We start from the raw sequence: 15998 nt of genomic DNA on the forward strand, positions 1-15998 counted from the left end.
AAAACAATTATTTAAATAATATTGGATATCAAGAATTATTATCACTTCACTTAATATTTATTGTCTATACTAAGTGAAGCTATTTATTTACTATTTATATTTTAAATTTAACCCAATCATTCTATTCCTTTCGCCATACTCATTTTATTTATACTCGTATTAAATATTATAAAACTTATGGCTGGTAATAAATATCGGCATCTGTACCCTCACCACCCTGTTTACCATCTGCGCCAAATGAATATAGGTCATAGCTACGGCCTTCTGAACCGGGAATTACATACTGGATATCATTATCCCAGCTATCTTTAGGGTAGCCCCCTTTTACATAACCTCCCGGTAGCCAGTTCTTGGCTGTCGCTGGCTGGTTAACCAATGCATCCAGTCCCCCATCCTGCATTGAAGGAAATTGGCCATTATCGAGTTTGTATTGGTCCAATGCTCCTGCTACACCTTTTAAGGTAATGACTGTGGTATCAATCTTGGCTTTTTCACCTCGTCCCATTACATTCGGTACAATCAGCGCTGCCAGTACGCCTAAAATCACAATTACCACCATGACTTCAATCAGGGTAAAACCAGACTGACGGGTTCGATAACTCTTGTTCTGCATTAAAATTTTCTCACTTTACTTATAGTCTTTAAAAAAATTAAACCATATTGTTCATATTCACGATAGGTAACATCACTGCAATTACTATTACCAGCACAATACCGGCCATGAGTACCAGCATCAGTGGCTCCAGCAAAGCGAGCAACGTAGATATAAAAGTAGCCACTTCACGGTCCTGCATGGTAGATGCCCGCTCCAGCATGCGGTCCAGCTCACCGGATGCCTCGCCACTGCGAATCATCTGTACCATCATTGGCGGGAAATAACCGGCACGTTCAAGCTGGGTCGCAAGGTTACCGCCTTCTGTTACTTTTTCTGCAGCAAGATTGACAGAATCCCGGATTACCCAGTTATTACTGACCGCCGCACCAATTTTAAGCGCATCAACCAAAGGTACACCGGAGCGGGTTAAAATAGACAGGGTACTGGCAAAACGGGCAGCATTGATACCACGAGCCAATTTACCAAAGAGAGGCAACTTCAGTACAAAGCGGTCAAAGGTATAATGGCCGGCTGAAGTCTTTAAAAAACGTATCAGCAGCATAATACCCACTACACTGATCACCAGTAAAAATGGCCAAGCCTGACGGATAAAATCACTGGTCTTCATTAAAATAACCGTAATGGCTGGAAGTGCCTGCTTGCTCTGATCAAATGTTTTTACAATATCCGGCACTACATACGTCATTAATCCCATTACGATCGCAAATGACATCAGCATCAGGATAATCGGATAAACCATTGCCCCCTGAATTTTCTTCTGCATGGCAAAGCGGTTTTCTGTATAGTCGGCCAGCTGATCCAGAATCAGGTCCAGATGCCCTGAACGCTCACCTGCTGCGATGGTAGCAATATAAAGATCAGGAAAACGCCCAGACTGTTGTATAGCCTGAGCCAGTGAATGGCCTTCGAGCACCTTGGAACGTACCGACATCAGTAAATTCTGCACATGTACTTTTTCACTTTGTTTGCCTACAGCCCGAATAGCTTCTTCTAACGGGATTGCGGCAGCGACTAGCACTGAAAGCTGACGGGTCATGAGTGCCAGGTCATAGGCATTTAAGCCTTTTTTGCGCCATGATCTGGTCTGACCTTTTTCTTTATTTTCTACTGGTTCGACACTGACCGGAATCCATGTCTTATCACGCAGCTGCTGTCGTATCTGACGTGCGGAATCGCCTTCCAGTATGCCTTTTTGCTGCTTTCCCGAAGCATCCATTGCAGTAAATTGATATGCTGGCATTGTAGTTTTCTAGTTTTTCCCAAAATTTATCATCATTGCTGTTGCATCAGGCAATACAGATCATTCATATTCATGTTGTTGTCCGCTTGCTCACTGTAATATAACCGAGTCGATAGCATGACGCCATTTTATCTAAAACCTTTAACGAAATTTATATGCCTAGCTCGTCCCATAATAACTGCTGTATATACCGTGTCCGGGTAGCTGTACCTGTTCATCTCTATGATAGTTTTGACTATCTGCTTAGTGCCGAACAATACTTACAGGCAGAAGTCGGTGCGCGGGTAGCAGTATCTTTTGGACGGCAGAATCTGATTGGTATCATTGTAGAGAAAATTTCTCCCGATGTTATGCCTGATCCGCGTATCAAACTTAAGGCTATTACTGAGCTGCTCGACAAGGAAGCCATTATAGACAGCAAAGTTTTAAGTTTGTTGACATGGTCTGCACAGTATTATCAATTTCCTTTGGGTGAGGTAATGCAATGTGCTCTACCCGGCCTGTTGCGTCAGGGTAAACCGCTAAATCTGCTGGCTCGAGTCTGGAAGGTGGTACAACCTGATGCAGAACAGCTGCTCAAGCGTTCAATCAAGCAGCAAGATGCTTATAAGATTTTAAAATTACATGCAGCCGGTACAACAGAAGATATCCTGAATTTAAGTGGTGTTGAAACTGCTACCTTAAAAGCTCTTGAAAAAAAAGAAATCGTCCGCTGTGAATTAACAGCAATAAATACCACGCCTGAACCGGTGCAGCTGGCACAAATGCCGCTCACACCCAATGAAGATCAGCACAAAGCAATTCAGCGTATTTTAAAATCCTTGAAGAAATTCCAGGCCTTCTTACTTGATGGTTTGACTGGTAGCGGCAAAACAGAAGTTTATTTGCAGGTGATGTACGAGGTACTAAAACAGGGCAAGCAGATATTGGTTCTGGTTCCCGAAATCGGGTTGACACCTCAGACCATTTCCCGGTTTAAATCACGGTTTAATGTAGATATTGTACTATTACATTCTGGTTTGAGTGAATCCAAACGTTTGCAAGCATGGCAGCATGCCCAAACCGGCAAGGCTTCCATTATTCTCGGAACCCGTTCAGCAATTTATACGTCGTTGCCCCGGCTGGGACTGATTATTCTGGATGAGGAGCATGATCTGTCATTCAAGCAACAGGAAGGCTTTCGCTACCATGCCCGTGATGTAGCTCTCTACCGTGCCCATCTGGAAAACTGTCCGATTATTCTTGGCTCAGCCACACCCAGTCTGGATAGCTATCATCTGGTAGAACAAAATAAACTGACACGACTGGAACTTAACCAGCGGGCTGGCAATGCGGTCTTACCCAAAATGCAGTTAATAGATCTGAAAGTAGCCAGAAAACAGCATGGAATCAGTGAACAGCTCATCAAGCAGATTCAGCAGCGGCTGGACAAAAAAGAACAGGTGCTAGTTTTTTTAAACCGGCGTGGTTATGCGCCGGTGCTGGTCTGTAATCATTGTGGCTGGCAGGCCAACTGCCCCCATTGTGATGCGCATTTTACTCTGCATACACAGCCCTATAATCATCTGCACTGTCATCATTGTGGTTCCATTCATCGTGTACCGGAAAGCTGTCCCGAATGTCAGCAAACGACCTTAAAAACGCTCGGAATGGGCACTGCCAAGGTTGAAGAAACCCTGACCGAGCTCTTTCCAGATTTTGATGTAATTCGTGTGGACCGTGATAGTACCAGCCGGGTTGGCCAATGGGACCATATCTATCAGCGGATTCATCAAAGCCAGCCTGCTATTTTACTCGGTACCCAAATGTTAGCCAAGGGCCATCATTTTCCCTACGTGACCTTGGTGGCAATTCTGGATATTGATGCCGGACTGCTCAGCTTTGATTTTCGTGCGCCGGAACGTACAGCCCAGCTCATCATTCAGGTAGCTGGTCGCGCTGGCCGTGGAGACCGCAGAGGCGAAGTCTATCTGCAAACATTAAGGCCTGATCATCCACTGTTAACTACATTGATCGAGAAAGACTACCGTGCTTTTGCCAAACAAGCACTCATCGAGCGCCAGCAGGCACAGCTGCCGCCTTATCGTTATACGGTACTGGTACGAGCCGACTCCAGAAACCAGCAATACAGTCAGGAATTTTTAGCTGAAATTGCCCGTAAGCTACGTGAACTTACAGGTAGTCAGGTTGATATCTGGGGCCCTATCCCTGCCCCTATGGAGCGTAAGGCGGGTCGCTATCGGGCCCATCTGGTCCTGCTTTCGGCTGACCGGGCACAGCTGCATTTTTATTTACGGCAATGGTGGGCGATGGTAGTACAACAGTCACGACAGCATCAGTTAAAGCTGAGTATCGACGTTGACCCGCAGGAACTCAGCTAGACAGATACGAGCGGCCTCTACAGCTTGGCAGTATTTTCAGGTTTAATAGTACAAAGAACAAAACAAACGCCCGGGATAAACTTATGTCTTTGATGTTATATATGACGATTTTTCTTGGAGCATCCTTAATCCTGGTAGCCCTGAGCAGACGTTTAGGCTTGACCTCAGTGCTCGGCTATCTGGTGACAGGCTTAATTCTGGGTCAAAGCGGATTTAATCTGATTAAATTTTCCCTGATTCAGAATTTTATAGATTATGCATCGATTCTTCTTGTATTTTTAATAGGACTGGAACTCAGGCCGCAACGAATCTGGTTGATGCGATCACACCTGATTAAACTGGGTGGTATTCAAATTGTTATCACTGCAGGGCTCATCGTAATCTTGGGAATAACTGTATTGCAGTTACCGCTGCTGAACAGTTTTATTGTTGGTTTTGCTCTAGCCCTCTCTGCCATGATTCTGGCCCTGCAGTTACAGATACAATATGAACAGCTTAATACCACTACTGGTCAATACACACTTGCAGTTACTCTGGCACAGGCATTGGTCGCCATATTCCTAATTGCCTTATTACCCTTATTTACCCGTACTGAAAGTTCACAGCATGGGATTGCCTATTTTGCTGCAACTCTTGCAACTATTAGTGGCGTTTTTCTTTTTGGCCGTTATCTGATCCAGCCATTTTTAAATTATCTGGCCAAACAAAACAGTATCGAACTGATGGCCGCTACAGCCCTGTTTACCGTACTGGCCATTTTTCTTACCGTAGATGCTTTAGGGCTGCATGTGCTGATTGGTGCATTACTGGCAGGGATGTTACTGGCAGATACTCCTTTTCGACATGCGTTTGAAACCATGATCAAACCTTTTCGTAGCCTGATGTCCGGTTTTTTCTTTCTAAGTCTTGGTTTATATGCTTCATTCGCTGTGATTACACAGTCCCCAGTCTTTATTGTCTCTCTGGTTGCGGCCCTACTGATCATTAAGTCAATTGTATTAGCTGTACTTGGACATTACTCGCGCCTGAACTGGAGTAATGCAAGTTTGTTGGGTTTAGGACTTTGTCAGAGCGGAGAGCTAACTTTTCTAGTGCTGTATGCGGCATTAAAAGAACAGTTAATTGGACAGGTTATAATGAACCAGCTAACCGCAGTTATTGTATTGTCAATGTTGCTCAGCCCATTTATCTATTTACTGGCCCAGCACATTATAAAACAGCGACCCGAACGAACCAGACAAGATGATGTTAATACTGAAGCCTCTCCAGCACTGATCATTGCCGGTTTTGGCCGTTTTGGTCAAATTATTGCCCGAGTTGCCCATCAGCAGCTGCTGCCCTTTACCATCATTGATAATAATCAGCCTGGAGCAGAGTTTATTGAAGCGTATGGCGGACGGTTTATTGAGGCAGATATTACTGATTCTCAAACCCTGCAACAGGCCGGTATTGAACAGGCCAAGATACTCGTTATCGCCATTGATGATGTCGAGGACTGTATGAATGCAGTACGCTATATACGGCTGAACTATCCTGAACTAAAACTATTGGTACGGGCTCGCGACCGCTATCACGTACATTTGCTACGTGATATGGGAATAGAACATTTCTGGCGGGAAACCCAGCTTTCTGCATTAGATATGGCAGAATATATGTTACATGCTCATGGTTTATCCTTAGAAGAAGCCCATGAGCAAGTAGATGCATTTCGCCAGCACGACTTAATACTGCTTAAACAGCAACAACGTCTTAATCGTGATGATCATAAAATTTATGAAACCCATGGCAATGCTTTAGCAGAGCTCAAACATTTGTTTGCCTATAATGAGCAGGTACAGGCAAGATATGAAGAATCTGATTTAAACCCGAATGTGGAATATTATCGTAGTGATGTTACACAGGGTGGTCAAAATTAACTTGTATTTTAAAATAAAGACACCATAAAGACAGGGTTTGGAGAAATTTATGTCTGATTTACGTCAACGCTTCTATCTTGAGAATAGCCCTGTTCGTGGTGAAGTTGTTCATCTTGAAGAAGCCTTACAAACTATTCTGGCACAGCGTCCCTATGCCCCCGCCGTACAGCTGTTGATTGGCGAAATGCTAAGTGCGACTGCACTGCTGGCCAGTACCCTGAAAATTAAGGGCCGTATCAGTTTACAAATTCAGGCTGCCGGTACTTTTAAATGGGCTATGGCTGAGTGTACCCATTTAGGTCAGGTCCGTGCCTTGGCTGAGTATGAAGAAGATCCACGTTTTGGCGAGGCCACAGATAGTAGTGTCGTACTCGGCTCTCTGGTCAATCCAGTGCTATTTATCAATATCGAACCCGAATTTGGCGAACGCTATCAAGGGATTGTACCGCTTGACCGTTCAACTTTGGCAGAATGTCTCATGCAGTATTATGACCTGTCTGCACAGATTCCGACCCGGTTAGTGTTGGCCAGTAATGAACAGCGTTCCGGTGGCTTACTGATTCAGCTTTTACCACGTAACAGTGAAGAAGAACAGCAAATCGTGGATGAAGACTTATGGCCACGGCTAACCATGCTGACTGAAACATTAAAATCGGAAGAACTGACCGAACTTGGCGCCGAGGAAATACTTTATCGTCTTTATAACGAGGAGGATGTCCGCTTGCCTGAGGTTGAACATTTACGTTTTGGCTGTACCTGTTCAAAAGAGCGTTGTGCTGCTGCTCTGCAACAGATTGGCGTAAGTGCTGTGCGTGAAACACTTGAATTCCAGAATCCAATCGTAATGGACTGCCAGTTCTGCCAGGCACAGTATACTTTCACTGCTGAAGAAGCCTTGGGCCTGTTTGGCGAACATCTCAGTTAAAAATTACTAAGAATCAGAATTTTAAAGCCCTAATTCTTTAGGGCTTTTTTATTATTTTCCTTATTCGCTTACCTGTTTCTCACGCTTTAACATTGAAGTTCTTATATCTTTATCTAAAAATAAGTTTTTGATTAATAAATAAAAAATTTAACTTCCTCTATACCAAACCTGGCTCAGATTTTATGACAGTCTTACTACTTTCTCCTTATCGCAATATCCTATTGATTTTTTGGTTGAAATTTTAAAGATGAGCCGTTATAAATTAGGCGTTTTACTCTAAAACAAGACTGAAAAAATTATTATTTTATATTTGGGGTTTATTTCATGAAGAAACTATTGTCCTGCATGGCTGCGGGGATCTTTTTTACAACGATTAGCACTTTAAGTTTTGCAAGCGTTGATCCTTTGGTCGGTAAATGGAAAACGGTAGATGACCGGACGGGCTATTCCCGCGCTGATGTAATGGTCAAGAAAAACGCAGATGGTACTTATACCGGCACAATCGTAGAAACCCGTGCAGTACCTGGCCGCCCAAAAATGGAAATATGTGAAAACTGTCCAGGTGATTTAAAAGGTAAGCCTTTTATTGGCCTTCCCTTTATTTATAACTTTAAACAGAATCCAAATAATCCATATGAATACATTGATGGTCGTGTACTTGATCCGATCGGAGGAAAAATTTATAAGGGTAAGGCTAAGGTCAATGCAAATGGCAAACACCTCACGCTAAGAGGCTATGTAGGTGTATCCGTCGTAGGCCGTAGTGTGACCTGGGTTAAATACTAGAATATTTAATTGAAACTTAAATCAAAAAGCTCCAGTTCTCGGGGCTTTTTTTGTCACGCTTTGAAACAATATAACTAATGCTTTACTCTGGCTTTTTTTTATACAACTCCAATAATGAATTAAAACAGATAAATGAATAGACGTAGAGCTGATCTATGGAAAAAAATTATTATGAACAATTGGGTATCTCACGAGATGCCAGTCCTGAAGAAATCAAGAAAAGTTATCGAAAACTGGCCCGTAAATATCATCCTGATGTCAGTAAAGAAGCAGATGCGGAAGCACAGATGCAGGCCATTAATGTTGCCTATGATACGTTAAGTGATCCGGAAAAAAAGGCTGAATATGACCAGATGCTGGATCATCCACAAGGCTTCTCTGGCTTTAATCAGAATGCAGGTCAGGGTGGCTTTGATGGCAGCCGTTTCTATCGGCAAGGTTTTTCTCAAGGAGATGCTTCAGATTTTAATGGTTTTGAAGACCTGTTTGGTCGTTTCGGTACAGGATTTGGTGGAGGCCACTATCAATACCAGCGCGAGCCTCGTAGTTATCGTGGTGAAGACCAGCATGCCAAGATCGAGATTGATGTAGAAGTCGGTTATCAGGGAGCGACCCAAAATATCACTTTGCAGATTCCAACTGTAAATGCATATGGGGAACCAGAGGTACAGCGCAAAACATTACAGGTTAAAATACCTAAAGGTATGAAAGAAGGCCAGCAAATCCGCCTAAGCGGTCAAGGTCAGCTCGGTATTAATGGCGGCGAGAATGGCGATTTATATATTGAAATACAATACCGGGATACTGACCGAATCAGGGTAGATGGTACGGATGTTTATTATACCGTCAATGTTACGCCTTGGGAGGCTGCACTAGGCAAAGCGATTACCGTAAATACACCAGCCGGTTCTCTGAATGTAAACCTGCCTAAAAATGCCCAGTCTGGCCAACAACTTCGCCTGAAGGATAAGGGAATTCCAAATAAAACACCGGGCCATCTTTATCTTATTCTGAACATTGTAGTGCCACCGGCAACCACTGCACAGCAACAGCAGGCTTATGAATCTCTGGCTGAAGCATTCGTATCTTATCAGCCTCGCGCTTATTAAGGAGCATGAAAAATGGCGATTATTCATTACCGTGAAGTTGTATATCAGGGCCAACATGACTCTGAAATTATTGACGAACAATCTATGCTAGATCTTGAACATTTTGCTCAAGTGTGTGGACAGAGTCAGGAATGGGTATTGGAATTGCTCGAATACGATATCTTACCAGTACGCTCTCAGCAATCTTCATATCAGTTTCTGGGCGAAGATGTAGCTCGTGCCCGTAAGGCTTACCGTTTACAGCGTGATTTCAATGCCAGTTTATCTGCAGTTGCAGTAATGCTGGATCTGATTGATGAAGTTCAGCATTTACGCAAACAGATTGGCATATTTAAACCCAAATAGCTGTATAACTTGGGCCAGATAAACTATAAAATTTAACTCTGGAGTAGAGAAAAATTAATCGACCGATTTACGTAATTTAAATCTGGCACGTTTTCTCTGCTGCTGTGCTGAATGATACCTTTCTTCATCGAGTAACCAGGACAGGTTTACATTACGCTGATGATGCTGCTGAGCCAGCAGATCCAGAATACTGCGCTCTCCCCGCCCTAGCAAATGTCGCCGGTAAAATAGATAAATGAGCAAGACTGTGCAAAATAGCATGGCTACCAGCATGAGCCAGAACCCGTTCTCTACACTAAGTCCCGGCATATATTCAAAGTTCATTCCATAAATACCGGTTAATAAGGTCAAGGGCGCAAAAACAGTTGTAATAATCGCCAGAATCCGCATATTTTCATTGGTCTGGTTGGAAATAGCAGAGAAATGTAGATTAATGGCACTTTGTATGGAGTTTCGAAGCCGGGTGGTATGCTTTTGTACCCGTTCAATATGGCCAGTTAGATCATCCAGTCGAATCAACAGGATATCCTGAGGATCAACCAGATCTTCTCCCATTAGATGATGATAGTTCTGAACAATTTCATCACGGATTTCCTGCATAGCCTCAATCTGTTCTTCACAGAGATTTTCAATTTGCTGAAATAGAGTCATTTCCTGAAATAATTGATGCCACTGTTTGAAACGTTTTCTGCCCTGCAGCAACTCACGCTGCCAGTATTCAACCCGCCGTGTTAATGGCATTCGGATATCGAGATAGTTATCGATAATGCTACATAAAAGACGTAATGCCAGGTCAAAAGGAGAGGTAGCGAGTTTTTGTGGTTTTCCAGGATCATCAATATTGCAACTGAGGCTGGCCTGAAGCCGGTGGATAAAGACTTCCAGTATAGTATTGCCTTTTTCCCGCACTGTAATTAATAGATCAGGGTTAAAAATAAAACTGACTGGCGTGGTAGCCAGACCAAAAGCACTTTCCTGCGGTTCCAGTCCAAGATCAATATTTTTGATCTGGTCATCTGGCGTAACCAGTTTTCTAAGGATCAGTAAATTGTATTCTTCAGTACTATCGAAAGTACATGGATGCTCTACGTTTAAAATATCTTTGACATGATATTCAGACAGGGACAGCTGTGAAAGCTCATGAATTTTATTCTGCCAGTCTTTAACATGATTAATTACATCGTCACGGGTCGAATCAATCCAGATAAACTCAAGCTCGTGGCCTTCTTCGGGTTGATGACTCACAAAAATGCACTGTTCGCTCAGATGTCGATAGAAATAATAAACCTGCATACCTGATAATTATTATAAAAACTTACATATGCATCATGACATAAAAAAAGCCTGCATCAAGCAGGCTTTTCTTTTCATTTCAAATTGATAACAAACTTAGTTAGAAGTTTGCTCAATATCTTTCATCGTCAGTTTAATACGGCCACGGTTATCTACATCAGCAACCTGAACTTTCACTTCCTGACCTTCTTTAAGAACATCAGTCACGTTAGCAATACGCTCATTTGAAATTTGTGAAATATGTAACAGCCCATCAGTACCTGGCATGATATTTACAAATGCACCAAATTCAACAATACGGATAACTTTACCGTCGTAGATCTTGCCTGGCTCAACCTCAGCAGTTAAGGCCTGAATCTTGGCAATTGCAGCGTTCGCAGCAGCTTTCGTTTCACCGAAAACACGAACGGTACCATTATCTTCAATATCAATTGCAGCTTTAGTTTCTTCAGTAATCTGACGAATTGTCGCGCCACCCTTACCAATAACATCACGAATCTTGTCTGGATTAATTGTAATCACAGCAAATGTTGGGGCATGCATACTAATTTCAGGACGAGCACGAGAAATGACTTTATTCATTTCATTCAAAATATGCATACGACCAGTAAATGCCTGATTTAGGGCAACTTCCATGATCTCTTCAGTAATACCTTCGATTTTAATATCCATCTGAAGGGCAGTAATACCATTAGCAGAACCGGCTACTTTAAAGTCCATGTCACCCAGATGATCTTCATCACCCAAGATGTCAGAAAGTACGGCGAAACGCTCTCCTTCTTTAACCAGACCCATTGCAATACCTGCAACTGGAGCTTTTAATGGTACGCCTGCATCCATCAGTGCAAGTGAAGCACCACAGACAGAAGCCATAGAAGATGAACCGTTTGACTCGGTAATATCAGATACTACACGTAGAACATACGGGAAGCGGTCAACCGGTGGAAGTACAGCCTGTACACCACGACGCGCCAGACGTCCGTGACCAATTTCACGACGTTTAGGACCAGATTCACGGCCAGTCTCACCTACTGAATACGCCGGGAAATTATAGTGCAGCATGAAGTTGTCAGTTTTGGTCCCTGACAGTGTATCAACCATCAACGCATCACGGGTATTACCCAGTGTTGCAGTAACCAGAGCCTGAGTTTCACCACGGGTAAACAATGCTGAACCGTGAGCACGTTCCAGTACGCCAACCTGTACATCAAGTGCACGTACAGTCTTAGTGTCACGACCATCGATACGTGGTTTACCTGACAGGATATTGTCACGTACGGTACGATATTTCAGCTCTTCGAACAGTTCGTTTACTTCGTCAGCAATACCAGTCTCGTCATTTTCAGGAACAAACTGTGCAATAGCTTCAGCATGTAAGGCATCAAGAGCTGCATAACGCTCCTGTTTTACAGCAATTGTATATGCTTCAGAGATTTTAGCTTCAAAAGCAGTTTTTAGCTGTTCAAGCAGTGCATCATTTTTAGTAGGTGCAACCCAAGTTGACTCAGTTGCGCCTGCTGCTGCTGCAAATTCTTTAATTGCCTGAATAGCAATCTGCATTTCATCATGACCGAACAGTACTGCGCCCAGCATCTGGTCTTCTGAAAGCTCCTTGGCTTCAGACTCCACCATCAGTACCGCAGTTTCAGTACCAGCAACCACAAGGTCAAGATCACTTTCTTTTAACTGTTCATGGTTCGGGTTAAGAATATATTCGCCGTTAATTAAACCAACACGTGCGCCAGCGATTGGGCCACGAAATGGCGTACCGGCGATTGACAACGCAGCTGAAGTACCCAACATGGCAGCGATATCGGCATCCATGGTCTTGTCAGAAGAAACAACGGTCGCAGTTACCTGAATTTCGTTGTAGTAACCTTCTGGAAACAATGGACGAATTGGACGGTCGATCAGACGTGAGATCAGAGTTTCAGCTTCAGATGCACGGCCTTCGCGTTTACCGTAGCCGCCCGGGATACGACCAGCAGCATATTGTTTTTCTTGGTAGTTTACAGTCAGTGGAAAAAAGTCCTGACCAGCTTTGGCAGTCGGTTGAGCAACTACAGCAACCAGTACAGAAACACCACCCATAGTGATCAGCACGGAATTCGCCTGACGTGCTACACGGCCAGTTTCCAGTACAACCTGATGCTGACCAAATTGAAATTCTTTACGGACAATGTTAAACATCGACATATATTTTAATATCCTGATTTTATTCTAGTGGAGGCCCCTAAGGTTTGACATTCATATCATTCCCGACAGCAATGATAAATGACAAAGCTTAGAAGCCGCACCTCACTAGTTTTAAACACAAAAGAAGGGACGAACTATTCGCCCCTTCTCACTTTAACCTGCAAAAGCAGATACACTTTCATTCTCAGCAAACGAAAAATCGATCATTCGACTTACCGAAAACAAAATAGGAATTGCCAGATTAACGGCGCAGACCTAGAGCAGCAATCAAATCGCTATAACGTGTAGTGTCTTTACCTTTAAGGTAATCAAGCAGCTTACGACGCTGGTTAACCATACGGATCAGACCACGACGGCTGTGATGGTCATGTTTATGAGCTTTGAAGTGAGTCTGTAAATCATTGATTTGAGCAGTCAGCAAAGCTACTTGAACTTCCGGTGAACCTGTGTCGTTTTCAGCACGAGCAAATTTAGCAACAATCTCTGCGCGATCTTGATTTGTTAAAGCCATTCGATTTCTCCGAGATGCTTTGAAAAGAGTTTTGATACCTACCAGTTTGACCGAGCCAAACTGACTGCCGTGCATCACTACAGCAAGCGTCATATTTTAAGCGAAAAACGCTCTAATTGCAAAAATTGCAGGCTGTTTTTCTGATTTAACCCTTTACCCTGACCGATTTATGATTTTTCTCCGCCTTAAATTTTTTATGAATATCTCTTATGTTTTATAAAATTGAAACTCACAGAATCCCTTAATTATTTTAGTACTTTATTAAACTTTTTAAAGATAATATATTTTGCCAATTCTAAAAATAATTATTTAAAAAAAAGCCCAAGCTAGGCTTGGGCTTTTTTTGCGCTGTAGTTTCTTCTTTTCTCGTTATTATTCTTTAATTTATAGTTGTTCTTAACTTCTTTAAGCCAATCTTATTATGAATGAATTAATAATGTCCTGTATATAATTGTATATTTCCTTATGTGTAATATTTTGTCAGATCTAATTATGTATAAAAGTCGTATTTTACGTATCAATATGTAAGCTAAAACCTACAAATGAGTAAATTCTATCTATTGGTGTATTTATGGTTGAGTCCCTTTGACATTTTAACAAGCAATAAAAAAGCCTTGTAGTCTCTCCCAAAACTACAAGGCTTAGCGGCTGTAAGTTTCCTCTTTTTCACTTACTTCATGCAAGTTCGCTGTCATTCGACTGATTATAGTTATAATGCGATTATTGCTTAGCTTTCCGTGCTAGGCTTTTTATGTGAAGCCATCATCTCAGAAACTCTGCATTAGCTCTAGGCGCTAATTTCTCGAATTGATGTAAGCAAAAACTTACAACAAGGCTTATTATTAACTTTTATTTCACAAACTTAGTTTTCTATTAATTTTACTAACCAATCCACTTTTACGGGTGGTTTTTACTGTTAAAGACTGGACAAATGCTTCCGTGTCTACCAGTAAGCTCACTACTTTCTTAGCTCGAGTAATGGCTGTATAAATCAGTTCCTGACTTAACAAGTTTTTCGCTGTCTGGTCTAATACAACTGCGGTATGAGTAAATTCTGAGCCTTGTGACTTATGAATAGTCAGCGCAAATGCTGTTTCAATATTTTTAGGTAGCCGTGTAGCAGCCACCCATTTGTTCAGACTGGGAAAATAAACTTCAAACTGGTCAGGATGCTCCCGATGTCGAACACAGATACCGATATCACCATTTGAAAGCCCCAGCTGATAGTCGTTATAGGTCATCATAACTGGACGGCCAATATACCAGTCACCTACTGCAATTGTTTTCAAAGCCTGATTCAGCCATTGTTTAGCATACTGATTAAGTTTCTCAAGCCCTAATGCCCCGTGTCGGGTAGCTGCAAGCAGTCGGTAATGGTCAAATGCCTGAACCAGAGGTTTGACTGTATCCTCAGAAGTTTCTTCTGCCTGTAAATAATTTTTAAGTGCTTTAAGATAAGGTAAATAACCCTGCATCAGTTTTTCATAGAATTCTGTCCAATTCAGGCTTTGAGCTGAAGCAGGCAAGAATTCAAGTTGTACCTGATCCTGCATATCATGACTTAATGTAATAGCTGAAAGTTGGTCAGCCGGTACAATCTGTTGCTGGAAATAATCCAGAATCTCTGTATGAGGTTTTCCAGCTTGAAACTGCTGGATAAACTTGGCCATTTTTCCAATAAGTGCATCTTCTGTAAAACGACGGCTATTTACCAGATGGACCCGGTGTTCCGCCAAGGCAGGAATCTGTTGCAGGTCAGCAAGAACCGAGCCTACTTCAACTGAGGCTAACTGCTGAGCATCTCCAAGTAAAATAAGCCGGCAGTGATCTGGTATAGCTTCAAATAGTAAGGTCGCGAGCTCCAGGTCAAGCATGGAAGCTTCATCAATAACGATAACATCATAAGGTAACGGCTGCCGGCTATGAAAACGCGGTTGCTGGTTTTGACCCAGCCCAAGCAGCCGGTGAATGGTTTGAGTAGTCTGCATTTGCAGGCTCTGTGTGATCAAACCAGATTCCAGTAATTTGGGATCTTGAAAAGAATAACGTAGTGCTTCCTGCATACGCTGGGCAGCCTTTCCCGTAGGCGCTGCCATAGCAATACGGATATCGGGAATAGCCTGGTTAAGAACCGCGATAATACGTGCCAGTGTATAGGTTTTGCCTGTTCCCGGTCCGCCAGTAATCATACTCAGTATTTTTCCGGCAACCATTGTCAGAGCAGATTTCTGATATTTATCTTGTAACAGCCCAGAATAGGCAGTCAGGTCAACCGGAGGAATCTGCTGCTGCCACAGGCGTTCAATCTGCTTTGCCAGTCGGGTTTCCAAGTTCCAGTAGCGGTACAAGTATAATGAGCTACCATCAAATATAAATGGCGCAACCGGCAAGTGCTCCTGCTGCTCAAATCCTACCAGATTATTTAAAACCTTGACCTGATCCTCGGTGGCTTCAATACAGCTATTGCCCTGCTGAAGAGCCTCGAGAACCTGGACAATTATATTAGTAGCATTTTCATGTTTTTCACCCGCATGAAAAGGGGCCTGTGTAATAAAACTGCTCCATGTACTGATCCATTGCTGTTGGGAGTTTTCATGAAGCTGTTTATTTTCCACACAGTTATCCTCATAGTTATCTACAGAGTTATAAACAAATTTATCCACAAGTTAAATTTTTGTTT

At 42.7% G+C, this 15998-nt stretch carries 12 protein-coding genes; 6 read left to right on the forward strand and 6 right to left on the reverse strand.

The window, feature by feature from the left end; genetic code table 11:
- Positions 1–175: 175 nt before the first annotated feature.
- Together gspG and gspF are read right to left on the reverse strand one after the other, a co-directional pair.
- On the reverse strand, positions 176–613 hold the full coding sequence (gspG, locus tag J502_RS06215) for a type II secretion system major pseudopilin GspG (protein ID WP_005023137.1): 438 nt from the start codon (positions 611–613) through the stop codon (positions 176–178).
- Positions 614–650: 37 nt separating this feature from the next.
- Positions 651–1856: a type II secretion system inner membrane protein GspF gene (gene gspF / locus J502_RS06220; RefSeq protein WP_034683416.1), complete on the reverse strand. Its 1206-nt coding sequence runs from the start codon at positions 1854–1856 to the stop codon at positions 651–653.
- A gap of 155 nt (positions 1857–2011) precedes the next feature.
- Between gspF and J502_RS06225 the strand changes: the two genes are divergently transcribed.
- The 6 genes from J502_RS06225 to J502_RS06250 all read left to right on the forward strand — a co-directional run bounded on the left by J502_RS06225 (position 2012) and on the right by J502_RS06250 (position 9318).
- Complete coding sequence (locus J502_RS06225; protein ID WP_034683418.1) at positions 2012–4237, forward strand: primosomal protein N'; 2226 nt, start codon at positions 2012–2014, stop codon at positions 4235–4237.
- 83 nt (positions 4238–4320) lie between these two features.
- A complete protein-coding gene (locus J502_RS06230) occupies positions 4321–6153 on the forward strand; it encodes a cation:proton antiporter domain-containing protein (protein WP_034683420.1) in 1833 nt (610 codons plus the stop codon).
- A 49-nt stretch (positions 6154–6202) separates the two neighbouring features.
- Positions 6203–7078 carry an Hsp33 family molecular chaperone HslO gene (gene hslO, locus J502_RS06235; RefSeq protein ID WP_005016915.1) on the forward strand — a complete coding sequence of 292 codons (876 nt, stop codon included), beginning with the start codon at positions 6203–6205 and terminating at the stop codon, positions 7076–7078.
- 324 nt (positions 7079–7402) lie between these two features.
- Complete coding sequence (locus tag J502_RS06240) at positions 7403–7864, forward strand: DUF2147 domain-containing protein (RefSeq protein ID WP_005405863.1); 462 nt, start codon at positions 7403–7405, stop codon at positions 7862–7864.
- A gap of 155 nt (positions 7865–8019) precedes the next feature.
- Positions 8020–8973, forward strand: coding sequence for a DnaJ C-terminal domain-containing protein (locus J502_RS06245; protein WP_005405721.1), 954 nt, complete (start codon positions 8020–8022; stop codon positions 8971–8973).
- Positions 8974–8985: 12 nt separating this feature from the next.
- Positions 8986–9318: a chaperone modulator CbpM gene (locus tag J502_RS06250; protein WP_034671095.1), complete on the forward strand. Its 333-nt coding sequence runs from the start codon at positions 8986–8988 to the stop codon at positions 9316–9318.
- 54 nt (positions 9319–9372) lie between these two features.
- Here the strand turns inward: J502_RS06250 and J502_RS06255 are convergent, their stop codons facing one another.
- From J502_RS06255 to recD, 4 genes are all read right to left on the reverse strand, one after another.
- Positions 9373–10611, reverse strand: coding sequence for a magnesium transporter CorA family protein (locus J502_RS06255; protein ID WP_005405997.1), 1239 nt, complete (start codon positions 10609–10611; stop codon positions 9373–9375).
- Between the two features lie 96 nt (positions 10612–10707).
- A complete protein-coding gene (gene pnp, locus J502_RS06260; protein ID WP_171057104.1) occupies positions 10708–12801 on the reverse strand; it encodes a polyribonucleotide nucleotidyltransferase in 2094 nt (697 codons plus the stop codon).
- Between the two features lie 247 nt (positions 12802–13048).
- Positions 13049–13318: a 30S ribosomal protein S15 gene (rpsO, locus tag J502_RS06265; RefSeq protein WP_005016930.1), complete on the reverse strand. Its 270-nt coding sequence runs from the start codon at positions 13316–13318 to the stop codon at positions 13049–13051.
- Between the two features lie 854 nt (positions 13319–14172).
- A complete protein-coding gene (recD, locus tag J502_RS06270) occupies positions 14173–15933 on the reverse strand; it encodes an exodeoxyribonuclease V subunit alpha (RefSeq protein WP_052026668.1) in 1761 nt (586 codons plus the stop codon).
- Between the last annotated feature and the right edge of the window lie 65 nt (positions 15934–15998).

The organism is Acinetobacter sp. 1294596 (genome assembly GCF_000582925.1).
GTDB classification, from domain to species: Bacteria; Pseudomonadota; Gammaproteobacteria; order Pseudomonadales; family Moraxellaceae; genus Acinetobacter; species Acinetobacter radioresistens.

Coding starts and splice junctions, on each gene's coding strand:
- gspG (WP_005023137.1), bottom strand. CDS start 613: ATGCAGAACAAGAGTTATCGAACCCGTCAGTCTGGTTTTACCCTGATT.
- gspF (WP_034683416.1), bottom strand. CDS start 1,856: ATGCCAGCATATCAATTTACTGCAATGGATGCTTCGGGAAAGCAGCAA.
- J502_RS06225 (WP_034683418.1), top strand. CDS start 2,012: ATGCCTAGCTCGTCCCATAATAACTGCTGTATATACCGTGTCCGGGTA.
- J502_RS06230 (WP_034683420.1), top strand. CDS start 4,321: ATGTCTTTGATGTTATATATGACGATTTTTCTTGGAGCATCCTTAATC.
- hslO (WP_005016915.1), top strand. CDS start 6,203: ATGTCTGATTTACGTCAACGCTTCTATCTTGAGAATAGCCCTGTTCGT.
- J502_RS06240 (WP_005405863.1), top strand. CDS start 7,403: ATGAAGAAACTATTGTCCTGCATGGCTGCGGGGATCTTTTTTACAACG.
- J502_RS06245 (WP_005405721.1), top strand. CDS start 8,020: ATGGAAAAAAATTATTATGAACAATTGGGTATCTCACGAGATGCCAGT.
- J502_RS06250 (WP_034671095.1), top strand. CDS start 8,986: ATGGCGATTATTCATTACCGTGAAGTTGTATATCAGGGCCAACATGAC.
- J502_RS06255 (WP_005405997.1), bottom strand. CDS start 10,611: ATGCAGGTTTATTATTTCTATCGACATCTGAGCGAACAGTGCATTTTT.
- pnp (WP_171057104.1), bottom strand. CDS start 12,801: ATGTTTAACATTGTCCGTAAAGAATTTCAATTTGGTCAGCATCAGGTT.
- rpsO (WP_005016930.1), bottom strand. CDS start 13,318: ATGGCTTTAACAAATCAAGATCGCGCAGAGATTGTTGCTAAATTTGCT.